The organism is Blastococcus sp. CT_GayMR19, from assembly GCF_004570385.1.
GTDB lineage: Bacteria > Actinomycetota > Actinomycetes > Mycobacteriales > Geodermatophilaceae > Blastococcus_B.
Map to the genome: position 1 here is coordinate 209866 of NZ_SPQL01000008.1, position 16801 is coordinate 226666.

The 16801-nt window shown below is 74.6% G+C and carries 18 protein-coding genes and 1 pseudogene; 6 read left to right on the forward strand and 13 right to left on the reverse strand.

The window, feature by feature from the left end; genetic code table 11:
• Window positions 1–2: 2 nt before the first annotated feature.
• From E4P39_RS13320 to E4P39_RS13345, 6 genes are all read right to left on the reverse strand, one after another.
• A complete protein-coding gene (locus tag E4P39_RS13320; RefSeq protein ID WP_135137058.1) occupies window positions 3–1223 on the reverse strand; it encodes a CoA transferase in 1221 nt (406 codons plus the stop codon).
• Window positions 1224–1226: 3 nt separating this feature from the next.
• Complete coding sequence (locus E4P39_RS13325; protein WP_135137059.1) at window positions 1227–2300, reverse strand: acyl-CoA dehydrogenase family protein; 1074 nt, start codon at window positions 2298–2300, stop codon at window positions 1227–1229.
• Entirely contained in the window at window positions 2300–3460 is a 1161-nt protein-coding gene (locus tag E4P39_RS13330; protein ID WP_135137060.1) for an acyl-CoA dehydrogenase family protein, read from the reverse strand. Before E4P39_RS13330 ends, E4P39_RS13325 begins: the two co-directional genes overlap by 1 nt.
• A gap of 219 nt (window positions 3461–3679) precedes the next feature.
• Window positions 3680–3985, reverse strand: coding sequence for a hypothetical protein (locus tag E4P39_RS13335; protein WP_135137061.1), 306 nt, complete (start codon window positions 3983–3985; stop codon window positions 3680–3682).
• Between the two features lie 73 nt (window positions 3986–4058).
• Window positions 4059–6326: a SpoIIE family protein phosphatase gene (locus E4P39_RS13340; RefSeq protein WP_245159809.1), complete on the reverse strand. Its 2268-nt coding sequence runs from the start codon at window positions 6324–6326 to the stop codon at window positions 4059–4061.
• Window positions 6323–7123, reverse strand: a complete 801-nt coding sequence (locus tag E4P39_RS13345; RefSeq protein ID WP_135137062.1) for an alpha/beta hydrolase — start codon at window positions 7121–7123, stop codon at window positions 6323–6325. Before E4P39_RS13345 ends, E4P39_RS13340 begins: the two co-directional genes overlap by 4 nt.
• 231 nt (window positions 7124–7354) lie before the next feature.
• Between E4P39_RS13345 and E4P39_RS13350 the strand changes: the two genes are divergently transcribed.
• Window positions 7355–8128, forward strand: a complete 774-nt coding sequence (locus E4P39_RS13350; RefSeq protein WP_135137063.1) for a hemerythrin domain-containing protein — start codon at window positions 7355–7357, stop codon at window positions 8126–8128.
• A 10-nt stretch (window positions 8129–8138) separates the two neighbouring features.
• On the opposite strand, the gene E4P39_RS23235 is transcribed toward E4P39_RS13350, so the two are convergent.
• A complete protein-coding gene (locus E4P39_RS23235) occupies window positions 8139–8261 on the reverse strand; it encodes a hypothetical protein (protein WP_280790857.1) in 123 nt (40 codons plus the stop codon).
• A 133-nt stretch (window positions 8262–8394) separates the two neighbouring features.
• On the opposite strand from E4P39_RS23235, the gene E4P39_RS13355 reads away from it, so the two are divergent.
• A complete protein-coding gene (locus E4P39_RS13355; RefSeq protein ID WP_135137064.1) occupies window positions 8395–9078 on the forward strand; it encodes an alpha/beta fold hydrolase in 684 nt (227 codons plus the stop codon).
• Here the strand turns inward: E4P39_RS13355 and E4P39_RS13360 are convergent.
• Window positions 9060–9362, reverse strand: a complete 303-nt coding sequence (locus E4P39_RS13360; protein WP_135137065.1) for a DUF6191 domain-containing protein — start codon at window positions 9360–9362, stop codon at window positions 9060–9062. The genes E4P39_RS13355 and E4P39_RS13360 overlap by 19 nt on opposite strands.
• Window positions 9363–9406: 44 nt before the next feature.
• A complete protein-coding gene (locus E4P39_RS13365; RefSeq protein ID WP_135137066.1) occupies window positions 9407–10054 on the reverse strand; it encodes a hypothetical protein in 648 nt (215 codons plus the stop codon).
• Between the two features lie 101 nt (window positions 10055–10155).
• On the opposite strand from E4P39_RS13365, the gene E4P39_RS13370 reads away from it, so the two are divergent.
• Window positions 10156–10986: a DUF1206 domain-containing protein gene (locus tag E4P39_RS13370; RefSeq protein ID WP_135137067.1), complete on the forward strand. Its 831-nt coding sequence runs from the start codon at window positions 10156–10158 to the stop codon at window positions 10984–10986.
• Between the two features lie 4 nt (window positions 10987–10990).
• Window positions 10991–11860 (forward strand): DUF1206 domain-containing protein, encoded by an 870-nt coding sequence (locus E4P39_RS13375; RefSeq protein ID WP_135137068.1) that lies wholly within the window; start codon window positions 10991–10993, stop codon window positions 11858–11860.
• 1 nt (window position 11861) lies between these two features.
• On the opposite strand, the gene fabG is transcribed toward E4P39_RS13375, so the two are convergent.
• The 3 genes from fabG to E4P39_RS22370 form a co-directional block, all read right to left on the reverse strand.
• The gene (gene fabG / locus E4P39_RS13380; protein ID WP_135137069.1) at window positions 11862–12614 is read right to left on the reverse strand and encodes a 3-oxoacyl-ACP reductase FabG; all 753 of its coding nucleotides are present in this window, start codon (window positions 12612–12614) and stop codon (window positions 11862–11864) included.
• Window positions 12611–13825 carry an acetyl-CoA C-acetyltransferase gene (locus E4P39_RS13385; protein WP_135137070.1) on the reverse strand — a complete coding sequence of 405 codons (1215 nt, stop codon included), beginning with the start codon at window positions 13823–13825 and terminating at the stop codon, window positions 12611–12613. Before E4P39_RS13385 ends, fabG begins: the two co-directional genes overlap by 4 nt.
• Window positions 13826–13942: 117 nt before the next feature.
• On the reverse strand, window positions 13943–14311 hold the full coding sequence (locus E4P39_RS22370) for an STAS domain-containing protein (RefSeq protein WP_167761845.1): 369 nt from the start codon (window positions 14309–14311) through the stop codon (window positions 13943–13945).
• Between the two features lie 212 nt (window positions 14312–14523).
• Between E4P39_RS22370 and E4P39_RS13395 the strand changes: the two genes are divergently transcribed.
• The gene (locus E4P39_RS13395; protein WP_135137072.1) at window positions 14524–14862 is read left to right on the forward strand and encodes a hypothetical protein; all 339 of its coding nucleotides are present in this window, start codon (window positions 14524–14526) and stop codon (window positions 14860–14862) included.
• Window positions 14863–15064: 202 nt separating this feature from the next.
• On the forward strand, window positions 15065–15427 hold the full coding sequence (locus E4P39_RS13400; RefSeq protein WP_135137073.1) for a hypothetical protein: 363 nt from the start codon (window positions 15065–15067) through the stop codon (window positions 15425–15427).
• Window positions 15428–15430: 3 nt separating this feature from the next.
• On the opposite strand, the pseudogene E4P39_RS13405 reads toward E4P39_RS13400, so the two are convergent.
• Window positions 15431–16801, reverse strand: a pseudogene (locus tag E4P39_RS13405) (hypothetical protein); the annotation flags it as partial.

The following is a 16801-nucleotide window of genomic DNA, read 5'->3' on the forward strand; positions in this document are numbered from 1 at the left end:
CCTCAGGCGGGTGGGCCCGCCTGCGGCTCCGGCGGGTGGTGCGGCCGGCCGGCCGCCGACCGGACCGCCGCGTCGTCCAGGCCGAGGGCGGCCAGCGTCGCCTCCGTGTGCTGCCCGAGCGAGGGCGCACCCGGAACGGAGGGCACGCCGCTGCGGGAGAACGTCCACGGCAGCCGGGCGTGCACGAGCGGGCCCTCGCTGGGGTGCTCGACGTCCTCGAAGAACCCGACGGCACGGAGGTGCTCGTCGTCGAAGAGGTCCTCGATGCTGTTCACCGGCATCGAGGGGATGGCGTTGCTCCGCAGCACCTCGAGCCACTCCGCGGTCGTGCGCCTGGCCAGTTCCTCCTCCACCAGCCGGTACAGCTCGTCGATCCGCTCCGTCCGGCCCCGGATGCTCTGCAGCTGGGCATCGTCGGCCAGGTCGGGGCGCTCGATCAGCCGGAAGAACGACCGCCACTGCGCGTCGGTGTAGAGCAGGGCGGCGATCATCCCGTCGGCGGTGCGATAGGGCTTGCGGTACGGCGACGCGGTGCGCGCGTACCCCGTGCCGCCGCGCCGGCCGGCGTACACCCGGGCGCCCTGCTGCTCCATGAGCAGGAAGCTCGCCATCGACTCGAACATCGGCACCTCGACGGCCTGGCCCCGACCCGAGACCGACCGCTCGTGCAGGGCGGCCAGGATCGCGGCGACCGCCATCACGCCCACCGTCTTGTCCACGACCTGAGTGCGCACGTACTGCGGCTCGGCACTGCCGCCCTGCACCGCGGCGAGGCCCGACACCCCCTGCACGACGTCGTCGTAGGCGGGTTCGTCACGGTAGGGGCCGCCGGAGCCGTAGCCGACCGCGTGGCAGTACACGACGCGGGAATTGCGCCCGAGGACGGTGTCGGGATCGATGCGCAGCTTCCGCATCGCCGCGGGCCGCATGTTGTGGAGGAAGACGTCCGCGGAGTCGATCAGCAGATCCAGCGTCTCCCGGCCCGCAGGCGACGCGAGGTCCAGGACGACGGACTCCTTCCCGCGGTTGAAGTTCAGGAAGGCCGACCCCAGTCCGACCTGCCGTTCGTCCGCGACGTACCGGATGATGTCGCCCTCCGGCGGCTCGATCTTCACCACCCGCGCCCCCATCTGGGCGAGCAGCAGCGCGCAGTAGGGACCCAGGAACGTCGAGGTGAGCTCGACGACGGTGAGGCCGGCCAGCGGACCCCGGGGCGAGGTCACCGGTCAGACCACGCGGGTCAGCGCCGGCCAGAAGTCGTCCGGGCCGGCCAGCAACCCGGCGCCCAGGACGCGCGACCACGCCAGGTCGCTGCCGGCCTCGTCCCGCCACGACCACAGCCGCCGGGTCAGGTGATGCAGCTTGTGCTCCTGCGTGAACCCGATCGCGCCGTGCACCTGGTGCGCCAGCCGGGCCACGACCTCGACCGCCGCCCCCGCCCGCACCTTCGCAGCCGCGGCGGCCAGGACGACGTCCGCCGACCCGCGGTCCAGGGCCTGGACGGCCGCATCGGTCAGCGCCGTCACCGCGGTCACCTCGCCGGCCATCTCGGCCAGCTCCATCTGGATCGCCTGGAACTTGCCCAGCGGCCGGCCGAACTGCTGCCGCTCCCCCGCGTACTGCACCGTCCACGCCAGCACCTGCTCCAGCGCCGCGGCCAGCTGCACCGCCCGGGCCAGCGCAAAGCGCGCCCGCAGCTCCTGCGCCTGCGCGGCGCTCAGCAGAGCCCCGGTCGCGGCGACCTGGTCCAGCACCAGCGAGCCGCGCGGCTCACCGGCGAGGTTGAAGGCGTCGGTCGCTTCGAGGTCCGCCACGTGGACCAGCGCCAGCAGCGCCCCGTCCGACCCGGCGGAAGCCGGCGCCAGGAGGACGACGTGGCTGGCCACGCCGGCCCACGCCAGGTCGGTCACCGTCCCGTTCACGGTGAACCGGCCCGGACCGTCGCCGTTGTCGACCGGGTGCACGGTGACCGCGTCGGCGACTGCGAAGGTCATCGGCTCCTCCGGCGACGGCAGGTCGAGGTCGGCGGCCACCAGCGCGGGCCCGGCCACCAGCAGCTGCTCGGCCACCGGCACGGCAGCGGCGCCCGCAGCCAGCGTCCGCACGATCGCCACCGCGTCGGCCAGCTCGCCGCCGGAGCCGCCCGCCTCCTCCGGCAGACCCACACCGGTCAGCCCGGCCTCGGCGAGCGCGCTCCAGAGGCCCTCGTCCCAGCGCCGCTCCGGCGTCAGCACGAACGGCTCGAAGCCGGTGAGGATGTCCCGGACGGTCTCGACCACCAGGTCCTGATCGCTCGCCATCAGCGCAGCCCCAATCCACGAGCGACGATTCCCCGCAGGATCTCGTTCGTCCCGCCGCGCAGCGTGTAGCCCGGCGCGTGCAGCTGCGCCTCTGCCAGCGCACGGCCCAGCGGGTCCGGGGAGTCCAGGGACGGCGTCACGTCGACGACCTTGCGGATCTCCTCGATGACGTCCGCTTCGAACGTCGTCCCCACGTCCTTCACCAGGGCTGCCGGGATGTTCGGCAGCTCGCCGCGGTCCAGGGCGGCGGCGATCCGCAGCGACATCTGCCGCAGCGCGAGCAGCCGGGCAGAGATGCGGCCGAGGGTCGCGACGGCCGCCGGGTCGCCCGAGTCGCCGACTCGACGAGCGAACTCGGCGACAAGCGGATATGTCGACAGGAACCGTTCCGGTCCCGACCGCTCGAACGCGAGCTCGGCGGTCACCTGGTGCCAGCCGTTGCCCTCCTCGCCCAGCAGCATGTCGCCCGGGACGACGACGTCGTCGAACACGACCTCGTTGAAGTGGTGACCGCCGTCGAGGATCCGGATCGGGTTGATCGTGATCCCGGGCAGCGACAGGTCGACGAGCAGCTGCGACATGCCGGCGTGCCGGTTCGCGGAGTCCGACGGCGAGGTGCGGACCAGGAAGATCCCGTAGTGCGAGTGGTGCGCGTTCGACGTCCAGACCTTCGCGCCGTTGACCACCCAGTCGCCGTCCCCGTTGCGGGCGGCGCGGGTGCGGATCGAGGCGAGATCGGAGCCGGAATCCGGCTCGCTCATCCCGATGACGAAGAAGCACTCCCCCGCGGCGATGCGGGGCAGGATCTCCCGGCGCTGCTTCTCGGTGCCGAACTTCAGCAGGTTGGGCCCCGACTGCCGGTCGGCGATCCAGTGCGCGGCCACCGGGGCGCCGGCCGAGAGCAGTTCCTCGGTGACGGCGTAGCGCTCCATCGCCGAGCGCTCGTGACCGCCGTACTCCTTGGGCCAGGTCATCCCCAGCCAGCCGCGCTCGCCCAGCTTCTTCGAGAACGCCGGGTCGACGCCGCCGAGCCAGGTGTCGACGTGCGTCTCGAAGCTGCCGGCGGCCAGCTCGGCGGCGAGGAACTCGCGCACCTCCGCCCGTACCTGTTCGGCGGCGTCGGACCGGGGCGCAGGCGCCAGGGTCAACGAGTTGCTCATGTGACTCCCCACGTCGTTGTGGTGGTTCCCCGCACGGTTGTACAGGGCGCCCACCAGACGTGGAGCCCCGGCTCGGACGGCGCCCCACCCGACGCTGGCGGCTGCTGCGCCACCGTCAGCGAGACCGTCTCCCGCAGCAGGACACCGACGACGTCCTCCGGCTCCACACGGCCTCCTCCACGGCGGATTCCCGACCGATCCGGAGCGTAGGTGCCGGGGTCAGCCCCCGCCGTCCGGGGCGTCGTCCTCGGCCGGGCCGCGGGTCAGCGAACGGAACTCCGTGACGACGTCGTTCGCCACCGTCCCCAGCGAGGTGAGTGCACCCGTCACCAGCCGGCGCACCGAGTCCATGTCGAGCCCGAGCCCGGCCCCGATCCCGGCCGCGGCGTCCAGCCCCGGCAGCTCGCTGCCCGCCGGACCGTGCTCGGCCAGCTCGGGTGACCACCGCATCGCGTCCCCCGACATAGACCAGTCACCCGTCGCGCCGTCGATGGCCTGGGCCACCGGATTCTCTGCCGCGTCCATGCCCTCCCCCTGACGCCGGTCCCCTCCGCATCGTCCCCCCACGGCGGCGGACGCAACAGGGCCGCGCGAGAAGTCAGGGCAGCCGGGTCAGCGCGAGCAGGGCGATGTCGTCGGCGCGGTGCGCGCCGGTCAGGTCGGCCAGCAGCCGGTCGCACAGCTCGTCGGGACCGAACGCCGCCCACCTCGTCGCGGCCTCCAGGAGGTGCGCCAGCCCCTCGTCCAGATCCGCGGTCCGGCTCTCCACCAGCCCGTCGGTGAAGAGCACCATCGTCGCCCCGACGGGCAGGACACCGGCCCACTCCAGCGCCGGCGCCGGGGCGGGCGGCGCGCCCAGCATCCGGCTCGGCTGCACCGGCAGGAACTCGGCATGCCCGGCGGTGATCAGCAGCGGCGGCAGGTGCCCGGCCGAGGCGATGGCCAGCTGCCCGGTCGCCGGGTCCAGCGCCGCGAACAGCGCCGTCGCCATCCGCTGCAGTCCCAGCAGCGACCAGCTCGCCTGCAGCCGGTCGATCATCGCGCTCGGCGACGGCCCGTCCACCAGGAGGGCCCGGAAGACGCTGTTGAGCTGGCCCATCGTCGCCGCGGCGGTGATGTCGTGGCCGACGACGTCCCCGACCGCCAGCGCCACCTGGCCGTTCGGCAGCCGAACGACGTCGTAGAAGTCGCCGCCCACCTCCACGCCCTGCGTCGCCGCCAGGTACCGCACCGCCGTCGCCAGTCCGGCGATCTCGGGCGGGGGCGGCGGGAGCAAGTTGGCCTGCAGGGTGTGCGACGTGCGGACGTCGAGCTCGTAGCGCTGCGCCTTGGCCAGGACCAGCGACACCTGCAGGCCGAGCTGCTCGGCGACCTCCACGTCGGCCTCGGTGAACGGCGTCCGCCGCCGGTCGGTCGCCAGCGTCAGCACCCCGAGCCGGCGGCCGTCGGCGATCAGCGGCACGGCGACCACGCTGCTCAGCTGCATGGCCCGGATCGCCTCGAGGTGCCGCTCGTCGGACGTCACCCCCGCCAGGAACGCCTCGTCCACCACCCGGACCCACTGCGTGCCGCCCTGCTGCAGCGCCCGCGTGCTCGGATGCGTCGCCGCGCGCTGCGGCAGGTGCCGCTCCCGCACCTCGTCGGCCAGGTGCTGGCGCGCCGGGTCCCGGTGCCGGGCGGCGGCCCGGTGCGGGCCCTGCTCGGACTCCAGGTCGAGGACGCAGAGGTCGGCGAGCCGGTCGACGGCGAGCTCGGCCACCCGCTCCACCGTGTCGGTGACGTCCGAGGCGGCGGCGAGCAGCCGGGCGGCGTCCAGCAGGAAGGCGGCGCGCTCGGCCTGCCGGACGGTCTGCTCGTGCAGCCGGGCCCGCTCCAGCGCCTGCCCGGCCTGGCGGCCCAAGGTCCAGAGCAGGTCGATCTCGGCGGCCGTGAGGCCGAGGCGCGCGTCCGGCTCGGTCAGGCTGATCAGGTCGCCCGGCCCCCCGTGACCCAGGCCCAGGATCAGCACGCCCAGCCGTCGGCTGTCGGCCGTCACCGGCACGATCACCAGGGACACCAACCCGGCCGCCGCCATCGCCTCGGCGACCCCGGGCTGCGCGGCACGCAGTCGCTCGTCCAGCGGCACCGATCGGACGCCCTGCGCCAGCTCCAGCGCGAGCTGCCCGCTCGCTGCCTCCCGCAGCGCCGCCAGCAGGGCAGCGGGCAGGCCCAGAGAGCGCACGGGACGCAGTCCGGGGAGCCCGTCCGTGCCGTCGGGCGCCTCGTCGACCTGCACGAGGGCCGCCCCGCGCGCGTCGAGCGCCGCCCGGCTGCGCTCCACGATCACCGTCGCGACGTCCTCCGCGGACGACGCCGCCGCGAGGTCGGACACCACCTGCTGCAGGGTCCGCGACCGTGCCTCCGACTCCTGGGCGGCCCGCTGCGCGGCCAGCAGCTCGCGCTCGTAGCGCCGTCGCGCCGTCGCCTCGAACAGGGTCGCCCGCACGAGCACGGCCGATCCGTCCTCGTCGCGCAGCTCGACGGCGTTGACCAGGCACGGCAGCATCGAGCCGTCGGCGCGCAGCACGTCGAGCGCGACCTCCCGCACCGCTCCCTGCATGCGCAGCAACGGAGCCAGATGGGTGTCGTGGAAGACCTTGCCGCCGACGGTCAGCAGGTCCCGGAACCGCGCCCCGAGGAGGTCGTCCGGCGACCGGCCGGTCCAGGCGCAGAAGGTGCGGTTGACCTTGACGATCCGGCCGTCGGGCAGCGTCGAGAGGTACCCCATCGGCGCGTTCTCGTACAGGTCGGCCGGATCTTCGTCGAGGAGCCGGTCGAGGGGTCCCGGCGGGTCGACTCCGGACGGGTCGGTCCCCGCGGAGCTCACGGCGAGAGGAAGGCCCGGATGGCGGCGGTGGTCTCCTCCGGGGCGCTCAGGTTCGGGCAGTGCCCGGTGGCGGCCAGCTTGGTGAACACGCTGCCGGGGATGGCCTCGTGCACGTACCGGCCGACGACCTCAGGGGCGATGACGTCGTCGCTGCACTGGAGCACCAGCGTCGGGATCGTGACGGCGGAGAGGTCCTTGCGGTTGTCCGACAGGAAGGTGACCCGCGCGAACTGGCTGGCGATGCCGGGATCGGTGCGGCAGAAGCTGTTGGTCAGCTCCTCGCCGAGCTCCGGCCGGTCCGGGTTGCCCATGATCACCGGCGCCATCTGGGCCGACCAGCCGAGGTGGTTGCTCTCCAGCGAGTCCAGCAGCCCCGCGATGTCGGTACGGGAGAAGCCGCCGGTGTAGTCGCCGTCGTTCACGTAGCGGGGGCTGGGCCCGACCATCACGAGCACGCCGAACAGCTCAGGGGCCTGCTGCACGGCGAGGACGCCGATCATCGCGCTCACCGAGTGGCCGACGAACACGACGTCGGAGAGCTCGAGCTCGCGGCAGATCTCGACGAGGTCGGAGGCGTAGCCGCTCAGGGATCCGTACTTCTCCGGGTCGTAGGCGGACAGGTCGGAGTTGCCCGAACCCACCTGGTCGAAGAGGACGACGCGGTGGTCCACCTCGAAGTCGGGGGCCACGAAGCGCCACATGCCCTGGTCACACCCGAATCCGTGGGCGAAGACGATGGGCCGCCCGCCCGGCACGCCGGTGACCCGTACGGCATTGCGCTCGAGCACTGTTCCCACGCGAAGACCCTAGGGGACGCCCGCCCGCCTGTCGCCGGTCCGAAGATCACGAACTGGTCCGGCTCGGCCGCACACAGCGGGGTACGACTCGCCGGGCGCCGGGCGATCCGGCACCCGGACGGTATCCGAAAACCCCTGTCGCGCCTCCTCCGGTCAGCCCTACCCTGCCCGGCATCAGCTCCGGCAGGACCGCCGGTGTCCCCCGGCACGACCGCCGAACGAGGTGTACGCATGACCGCAGCCGCGGTCCGTTCGACCGCCCTCATCCCTGCCCCGCGCCCAGCGGGCGACGACGCCCCCGGCTCCGGAACGACGCCGTCGCTCCGTGACGGGACGACCTGCCGGGCCGTCGCCTACCAGCGCGTGGTGCACCGGCTGGTCCGGCGTGAACTGCGCCTGCTGGCCGATCTGGCTGCCTGGGCGCCGGACGACGAGGCGGAGCGCACCGCCACGCTCGCCCGGCACGCCGAACTCGTCGGCAAGGTGCTGCTGCACCACCATCGGGTCGAGCGCGACGCCGTCTGGCCGGCACTCCTGCGCACCGTGCCGGACGCCGCACTCGAGGACGTGCGCGCCGAGCTGGCCGAGTGCACCGCGCGCTGCGCGCGGATCGACCAGATGCTGCGTGACGTCGCCACGGCCGCCCGGCAGTGGGGCGTCGCTGCCACTCCCCCGGCGCGGCGGGCGTTCGCGACCGCGTGCCGCGCGCTCGCCGACGCCGTCGACGCCCAGACCGACGACGAGGAGAACACCCTCCTGCCGCTGCTGGAGACCCACCTCGAGCCCGAGGACTGGGCGGCGATCGCGCAGTCCGCCGACTGCCGGCTCAGCGCCCGGGAACAACTCCTCGTGCTCGGCCTCGCCATGGAGGACTCCTCCGCCGCCGATCGGGCGCGGCTGCTCGACGGGCTGTCACCCGCCACCCGTTCCGCCTGGCGGCTGTTCGGCGGCCGGCGCTACCGGGCGGCCGTCGTCCGGCTGCGGGGTGCGCCGCCGGCGCGCTGACCGGCTCGGATCAGTAGCGGGAGGTGCCGCAGTCCGCGCAGCGCTTGCGCAGCCCGGCCGTACGGCTGTGGCAGTTGTCGCAGACCCAGGTGGCCCGCTCGCGCGCCGGGCGTTCCTGCGTGCTGGTGCTCATGGCTCGCTCCCCCTTCGTCGATCCCTCGCGTCCGACGGTAGGAAGCGCCGATGACGCGAAGGTGTCCTGAGAGTTGCATTTCCGGAACGGCCTGGACCGCTCAGTTCGGGACGCCGCTCCGGTCGGACGCACCATGACGACGTTCGTGCTGGTGCCCGGCGCCGGCGGGCAGGCCTGGTACTGGCACCGGCTGGTGGCCGAGCTCGAACGCCGGGGTCACGAGGCCGTGGCCGTGGACCTGCCGGCCGACGACGAGTCCGCCGGGCTGGCCGCGTATGCGGACACGGTGGTCGCGGCCATCGGGAACCGGGGCCCGGTCGTCCTGGTCGCCCAGTCGATGGGCGGTCTCACCGCGCCGCTGGTGTGCGCGCGGGTGCCGGTCGCGCTGCTGGTGCTGGTCAACGCGATGGTCCCGCTGCCCGGCGAGACCGGCGGCGACTGGTGGTCGGTGACCGGGCAGGCCCGCGCCATGGCCGACCACGCGGAGCGGCACGGCCTGCCCCACGAGCCGGGGGACCTGTCCGCCGCGTTCTTCCACGACGTCCCGGCCGACGTCGCCGCCGCGGCGCAGTCGCAGCCCTTCGCCCAGGCCGACCGCCCGTTCGCCGATCCGTGGCCGCTCCGCCGCTGGCCCGACGTCCCCACCGGGGTGGTGGCCGGGCGCGACGACCGGTTCTTCCCCGCGGACTTCCAGCGGAAGGTGGCCGCCGGGCGGCTCGGCGTGGGAGTCGACGAGGTACCGGGCGGCCACCTGGTGGCCCTGAGCCGCCCGGTCGAGCTGGCCGACCGGCTGGAGGGCTACCTGCGCTCGACGTAGACGACGCCGGAGTCGAGGTCGATGCGGGTGTTGGGCGGCGCCCCGCTCTCGACGTCGTCCCGGGTGAGCTCGCGCACCCGCTGCTGCTCCAGGTCGATCGACTTCCCAGGGAAGAGGGCCGCGGAGAACACGTCCATCCCACCCGCGGAGAGCGCATGCCGCTCCCGCCGGTACAGCGGACTGCGCCGGCCGAAGCGCGACCAGAGGTGCTCGGCCGCCGCCACGCCCACCAGGAGCACGACCAGCCCCGGCAAGGTCAACGCGAACAGGACACCCGGACCCATCCGCCGACCGTAGCGCCGCATCAGCTCCGGACGGGGAGAACGGGTCAGCTGCCGCAGCCCCCGGCGCCGCAGGCGCAGCCCGCGCACCCGGCAGGAGCGGCCGGGAGCGGGCGTGCGGCGATGGTCCGGAGGTGGAGGGCGGCGACCAGCAGCGGAACGCCCAGGCCGGCCAGCATCAGGGCCGTGAGGACCGTGGCGGTGTCCGCCGCCCGGTCCCAGTCCTGCGCGATCCCCAGGGCGACGAGCAGACCGGTCACCAGCACCGCCACGACCAGCAGCGACCGGCCGCCGCGGCGTCCGTCGCGGCCGCCGGACAGCTGCCCGGCGCCGGCCGCCAGCAGCACCAGCGGGACGGCGACCAGCAGCACGCGGTCGGCGGCGGAGGAGGCGAGCGCGGCGACGCCGGCCACCACACCCGCCGCGAGAGCCGCGGTTCCGAGGCCGCGGGCCCGGGCGACCAGCTCCGGCGCCAGGGTCTTCGCGGTGGCCGCACGCAGGAGCAGCGCACCACGGACGGTCAGTGCCAGACCGGCCGCCCCGAGCAGCAGGCGGGCGCCGTCGCCGACCAGGAAGAGCGCGGCCACGGCGACGGCGATCGCGCCGAACCCGAGCGCGAGCCACCACGGCCAGATGCGCCGGGCCGTCTCCGGGGTCGCCTGCGCCGTCAGGATGCCGATTCCGCCGTTCGCCACGCGGCCATTCTCCCTCACCCGCGCGGCGGCTCCGCAGGCGCCGCGGTGGCGAGGCGTGCGACGCTGAACCGCTGACCGTCCCACTGTCGAAGGAGCCGCTCGTGAGTGCGCAGGACGCCGCCCGACGGGCCGGCAACAGCGATGCCCTCGAGCACCTGGCGCGGGTCGGGCTGATCGCCTACGGCGTCGTCCATCTGCTGGTGGCCTGGCTGGCGATCCAGCTGGCCTGGTTCCCTGGTGGCGGGGAGTCCGCCGACCAGTCCGGCGCGATGGCCACCCTCGCCGAGTCGCCCGTCGGCAAACCGGTGCTGTGGGTCGTGGCCATCGGGCTGATCGCGCTCGCCGTGTGGCAGGCGGCCGAGGTGCTGCGCTGGCGGAGCGATTGGTCGGCGTCGGGCAAGGCGCGCACCAAGGCGCTCCGGAAGTCGGGGAACTCGCTGGTCAAGGCGGTCATCTACGTCGTCCTCGCGGTGCTGGCCATCCGCTACGCCACCGGCACCGGGAAGTCGAGCTCCTCGTCCCAGCAGGAGACGACGGCCGGCGTGTTCGGCTGGCCGGGCGGGCAGTTCCTCGTCGGGGCCGCCGGGCTGATCCTGATCGGCGTGGGCGTCTGGCACGTCCGCAAGGGCTTCAACAAGCACTTCCTCAAGCAGATCGACACCTCCGGCTGCGACCCGGGCGCGGTCCGCCTGGTCACGCGCCTCGGGCAGATCGGCTTCCCGGGCAAGGGGATCGGGCTCGCGGGCGTCGGGGGGCTGCTGATCTGGGCCGCCGTCACCTTCGACCCGTCCAAGGCCCAAGGGCTCGACGGTGCCCTGCGCGGGGTGCTCGAGCTGCCGTTCGGCCGGATCCTGCTCACGCTCGTCGCGGTGGGCATCGCCGCTTTCGGCGCCTTCTGCTTCGTCCGCGCCCGCTATCCCGAGCGCACCTAGGCCGGTGGTCGCCTCCCGCTCCCTGCTCGACCGCGTGCACGGCGTCGTCCGCCGGGCCCGCGAGGTCACCGACCACCCGGTCCTCACCCACGTCGCGCGGGTCGGTCTCATCGCCTACGGCGTGATGCACCTGCTCATCGGCTACCTGGCCGCGCGGCTGGCCTGGGGCGCCCGCGGGGCCGACGCCGACCAGACCGGCGCCCTGCAGACCGTCGCCGACGGCCCCGGCGGCTCGACCCTGCTCTGGGCGATCGGGCTGGGCATGCTCGCCCTCGCGCTCTGGCAGGCCGGCGAGGTGCTGCTCTGGTGGCACGGACTGCTCGACCCCGAGCACCGGCAGCGCACCGCGCTCGTCTGCGCCAAGTGCCTGGCCAAGGCGCTGGTCTACGCCGTCCTCGGGATCACGGCGCTGCTCTTCGCGGTGGGCATCGAGTACGAGGCCGACGAACGGCTGCGGGAGCTGACCGACACCACCCTCGGCGTCCCCGGTGGTGCCCTGCTGGTGGGCGCCGTGGCCGGAGGGGTGGTCGCCGTCGGGATCTACACCCTGATCCGCGGCGTCACCGGCGGCTTCATGAAGGACATCGACCTGCCGGCCGCCCCCGACCGGTGGGAGCCGCTGATCGAGACGCTCGGGCGCGTGGGCTACGTCGCCAAGGGCATCGCGTTCGGACTGGTCGGTGTGCTGCTGTGGCGTGCGGCCACCTCCGCCGACGTGTCGACGGCGACCGGCCTCGAGGGCGCCATGACCGCGATCGCGGGGGTGGCCGCGGCGGGGCCCTGGCTGCTCACCGGCGTCGCGGTCGGCTTCGCCGCGTTCGGCCTCTACGCGCTCGCGCGCGCCCGCTACCCCGACCGCGACCCGTCGTCCTGACTCAGGCTCTCGGGCCGCCGGCGACGTAGAGGACCTGGCCCGACACGAAGCCGGCTCCCTCGCTCACCAGGAACGAGACGGTGTGCGCGATGTCCTCGGGACGGCCCGCGCGGGCGACCGGGATCGCGGCGGCGCGGGCCGCGACGTAGGGCTCCCACTCCTGGCCGATCCGCGCGGCGGTCGCCTTCGTCATGTCGGTGACGATGAAGCCGGGGGCGATCGCGTTGGCCGTGACGCCGAACTTCCCGAGTTCGATGGCCAGGGTCTTGGTGAAGCCCTGCAGGCCGGCCTTCGCGGTGGCGTAGTTGGCCTGGCCGCGGTTGCCCAGCGCCGAGGTGCTGGACAGGTTGACGATCCGGCCCCACTGCGCCTCGATCATGTGCTTCTGCGCCGCGCGGGTCATGAGGAAGGAACCCCGCAGGTGCACGTGCATCACGAGGTCCCAGTCCTCGTCGGTCATCTTGAACAGCAGGTTGTCGCGGGTGACGCCGGCGTTGTTGACCAGCACCACGGGCGGACCGAGCTCGGCCGCGATCCGGTCGACCACGGCCTGCACCTGCTCCGCGTCGCCGACGTCCGCCCCGACCGCCAGCGCGCGCCCGCCGGCGGCCTCGATCGCGGTGACGGTGTCCTTGGCGTCCGACTCGCTCAGGTCGAGCACGGCGACGGCGAAGCCGTCCGCGGCCAGCCGCTGCGCGGTGGCGGCCCCGATGCCCCGGGCCGCCCCGGTGACGATCGCGACGCGGCCCGTCATGAGACCCGCTCGAACAGCGCGGCCAGGCCCTGGCCGCCGCCGATGCACATCGTCTCCAGGCCGTAGCGGGCCCCGCGGCGGTCCATCTCGCGCAGCAGGGTGGCCAGGATGCGCCCACCGGTCGCGCCGACCGGGTGCCCCAGGGAGATGCCGGAGCCGTTGACGTTGGTCCGCTCCCAGTCGGCCTCGGTGAAGCCCCACTCGCGGGCCACCGCGAGCACCTGGCTGGCGAACGCCTCGTTGAGCTCGATGAGGTCGACGTCGGCGAGCTTGACGTCGGCCAGCGCCAGCGCCTTCGCCGTGGCCGCCACCGGCCCGATGCCCATGGTCTTCGGCGGGACGCCGCCCACGCCCCAGGACACGAGCCGGGCCAGCGGGCGCAGGCCCAGCTCGGCGGCCTTGTCGGGGTGGGTGACGATCGCGATCGCGGCGCCGTCGTTCTGGCCGCTGGCGTTGCCGGCCGTGACGGTCGCCTCGGGGTCGTCCCGGCCCATGATCGGGCGCAGCCTGGCGAGCGTCTCCACGCTGGAATCGGGCCGGATGTGCTCGTCGCGGTCGACGACGGTGTCGGCCTTCCGGCCCTTCACGGTCACCGGGACGATCTCGTCGGCGAACCGCCCCGCCTCGACGGCAGCGGCCGCGCGCTGGTGGCTGCGGACGGCGTACTCGTCCTGCTCCTCGCGACCGATCCCGTACTCGCGGCGCAGGTTCTCCGCCGTCTCGAGCATGCCGCCGGGCACCGGGTGGTGCTGGCCCCCGGCGGTGACCCGGCCGCGGGCCAGCCCGTCCTGCAGCAGCACACCCGGGCCGGCCTTGACGCCCCAGCGCATCGCGGTCGAGTAGAACGGCGCGTTGCTCATCGACTCCGCGCCACCGGCGAGGACGACGTCGCAGGCGCCGGACTGCACCTGCATCGCGGCGTAGACGACCGCCTGCAGGCCGGAGCCGCAGCGCCGGTCGATCTGGAGCCCCGACGCCGTGACCGGCAGCCCGGCGTCGAGGGCGGCGACGCGGCCGATCGCGGGGGCCTCCATGGTCGGGTAGCAGTGGCCGAGCAGGACGTCGTCCACCGAGTCCGGCGGGAGGCCGGTGCGGTCCATCAGCGCGCGGATCACGGTGGCCGCGAGCTCCTGGGGGGTCACGTCCCGGAGCGATCCTCCGAAGCCCCCCACGGGGGTCCGCAGCGGCTCGCAGATGACCGCATCTCGCACGGTGGTCCTCCCTGTTCGTCAGCGGCCCGGGCACGGGCCCGGACACACGTCACCCGAGTGTCCTCCGGTCCGGATCGGACCGTACGGGCACCCGGGCGCGGGCGAAGAGAGGAGGGATCAGGCAGTGCTGCCGGCGGTCTCCCCGACCTGCTCGGCGTGCAGGAGCTGCCACAGACCCGTGATCTGGAGGGGCCGGATGACTGCGCGCGAGGACGCGAGCACCCGCAGGGGGACGTCGCTGCCGACGCGGCGGTGCGCGGCCGCCAGGACGCAGAGCCCGGCGGAGTCGAGGAACGTGACCCCGGAGAGGTCGATGGTGAGCTCGCTGAGCGGGCTGTCGAGCAACGTGTCGATGTGCTCGCGGAGCAGGGGTGCGGACGAGGAGTCGATCTCACCGACGACTGTGAGTCGGGCCGTCGGCGCCGGCTCGCTGACCTCGACCGTCAGCAGATCGGTGGTGGGGCGGTGGATCGGGGATGCGGTCACGGGCTGCCTCTCAGGCGCATTGCCGGACCAGTGGTGGAGGCGCGCGGTGCTGTTGCGATACCGGGCACTGGTGGCGGCTGGCTGTTGAACCGCATACCGAACGGTAGGGACCGAAGTCCCGGATGGCAAGGGGCTGTGACCCATCTGCCCCCGCCCGTGCGCGGCCCGTAACCGCGTCCGACCCGTCGTCGCAGGTGGCAGATACTGGTCCCGTGACGCACGAGGGGACGACGGACGCGAGGCCGCCATCAGGACGCCGCCGCTCGGTCGGGCTCGCACTCGGTGCCGCCGTCTGGGCCGGTGCGTCGGTCCTTGCCTTCCTCGAGCTCGACCCCATCATCGCCGCCTTCCTGGTGATCCTGGCGGGAACCGCGGTGGTCATCGCCGCCGTCGCGCGCGATTGGGACCGGCACCCCAGCTTCGAGGAGCGCGAGCTGGCCCGCGCCCGGAAGCGCGCCGCCAAGTGGGAGCGCAACAAGGACGTCCGCGCCCGCGACCGGGCCCGCTGGGAGGCCCACCAGGCCCGCCGGGCGAAGAAGAGCGCCGGCTAATCCGTTCGACACCGGCAGCGGGGTTTCCTACCGTCGTCGCCATGCGGTTCTCCGTGCGCACGCGCACCGTCTGACGCCCGCGGGCGCCCACTGCGCCCCGCCGTCCGCGCCCGTGGCTCGTCCGGGCGCCGTCCTTCCCTCGCTGCCCGCCCGGCTCCCCGAGCCGGCGGGTCCCGTTCCGCACCTCGTCCGGAGGTCCCCCATGTCACGTCCCGTACCCGAGGCCGCCGCCGCGGCCCGCGCCGAGCTCGCCGACAGCGACGCGCACGCCTTCGACCGGCTGGCGGCTGCCGTGCTCGCGTCGGCGCGCGCCCCGCTCGGTCCCGTCCTGCGCGCCCAGCTGCCCGGCACCGCCGGCGTCCGGTGGCTGCGTCAGGAGAACCTGCCGCCGACGGCCCGTCCCGCCGCGCTGACAACGGCGCACTGGCTGTCGCTGTACCGGTGCTGGAGCGCCGAGCACCGGATCGCGGCGTCCGGGGGGCCGGACGGCCGGCGCACCGGCGGTCGCCCGTCGGCGCACGGCCACGCGCCCGGTGCCCTGTCCATCCCGCGCTGGGGCCAGTAGGCCCTAGTCCCCCACCCCGTCCTCGGCCGTCAGTGCGTCGGCGCGGTCGGGATGCGCGAACGCCTCGGCGAGCGCCTGGCGGGCGGACCACGTCCCCGCCCGCCAGGCCAGCGCCCGCCCGAGGGCCTCCGGGCTGCCGTCGACGTGGTCGATGTCCCCGCCCGGCCACCAGGAGACCGGCCGGCCGCCCACGACCAGGGACGCATGGACGGCCACGTCCCCGGAGAGCTCGGACCGGCCCAGGCGCGCGGCGGCGAGTGCGGCCCCCGGCAGCTGTGCCCATGGCAGCTGCCGGTCGGGCCGGCCGGACACCGTCGCCCGCACCAGCTCGCCGGCCAGCGGCAGGTCGAGCAGGTCGGCGACGGCCCCGGGTGCCCCGCCCGCCGGCACGACGGGCGAATCGACCAGTGGCTGCAGGTAGGGCGCATCGAGGACGACGGCCTCGCCGGCCACCCGGTCCGGGGCGACCCGGACGCGGTCCGGAGGCGCGACGTCGATGCCGTCCAGCGCCGCCGCGAGCCGCGCGTAGATCGTGCGCAGCACGGCCGGGCGGACGCTGCGGGCGGGGTCGCCGAGGCGGTCGAGCAGGTCGATCGCGCTGTCCACGTCGAGGAGCACGTCGTCGACCGTGGCGGGTGGGCGGAGCAGCCCGAGAAGCTCCGGATCGTCCGGCGCGGGTTCGTACAGTCCCTGTAATTCCGTGCCGTCCGGGTGCCGCAGCCGATCCGGGCGGGCGCCGCCGAGCACCCGGTGCGTCGAGAGCCACCACCGGAGATAACCGGGCACGGTGACTCCGCCCAGCACGACGTCCGCCCGCGCCTCGGCCGGGAGAGTGGCGAGCAGGGGCAGCGCCCGGGGCCAGTCCGCGACCAGCTCCAGGTCGCGCACCGCCACGAGCGCGGGCCACTCGGGCGGCGGCGCGTCGTGCGGCAGCCGGTCCAGGACGGCATCGGCCCAGGACTCGGCGCCGTCGACGTCCAGCTCGTCGGGGTCCTGGGCGCGCACGACGGCGAACGAGTCGAGCACGCCCACGGCGCGCAGCGCGTCGCCGTCGACCCCGGCCGCGAAGTCCCGATCGAGCGTCCCGAGGGAACCCGGCTCGAGGACGGCGTCCAGGAGGGAGCCCGGCAGAACCAGCTCCCCGGCCGGCGCCCATCCCCCGTCCTCGTCGGGCAGCGCCAGGTCGGCCAGCCAGGGCAGCTCCCCGACGGCGGGCCGCGCCGCCCCGACCAGTGCGAGCACCGCCCCGGCCAGCTCGTCGGGGTGGGGGGCGCCGGGCGGCGCGTCGTCGACGGCGTCCATCGACGTCTCGACGGCCGCGCGCACCGCCGGATCGGCCAGGACTGCGGCGGCGGTGGCCGGCTGCGCCGTCGC

Bases quoted from the DNA above. Each gene is read 5' to 3' on its own strand.
- E4P39_RS13325 (WP_135137059.1), bottom strand. From the start codon at position 2,300: ATGGCGAGCGATCAGGACCTGGTGGTCGAGACCGTCCGGGACATCCTC.
- E4P39_RS13330 (WP_135137060.1), bottom strand. From the start codon at position 3,460: ATGAGCAACTCGTTGACCCTGGCGCCTGCGCCCCGGTCCGACGCCGCC.
- E4P39_RS13335 (WP_135137061.1), bottom strand. From the start codon at position 3,985: ATGGACGCGGCAGAGAATCCGGTGGCCCAGGCCATCGACGGCGCGACG.
- E4P39_RS13350 (WP_135137063.1), top strand. From the start codon at position 7,355: ATGACCGCAGCCGCGGTCCGTTCGACCGCCCTCATCCCTGCCCCGCGC.
- E4P39_RS23235 (WP_280790857.1), bottom strand. From the start codon at position 8,261: ATGAGCACCAGCACGCAGGAACGCCCGGCGCGCGAGCGGGCCACCTGG.
- E4P39_RS13355 (WP_135137064.1), top strand. From the start codon at position 8,395: ATGACGACGTTCGTGCTGGTGCCCGGCGCCGGCGGGCAGGCCTGGTAC.
- E4P39_RS13360 (WP_135137065.1), bottom strand. From the start codon at position 9,362: ATGGGTCCGGGTGTCCTGTTCGCGTTGACCTTGCCGGGGCTGGTCGTG.
- fabG (WP_135137069.1), bottom strand. From the start codon at position 12,614: ATGACGGGCCGCGTCGCGATCGTCACCGGGGCGGCCCGGGGCATCGGG.
- E4P39_RS13400 (WP_135137073.1), top strand. From the start codon at position 15,065: ATGTCACGTCCCGTACCCGAGGCCGCCGCCGCGGCCCGCGCCGAGCTC.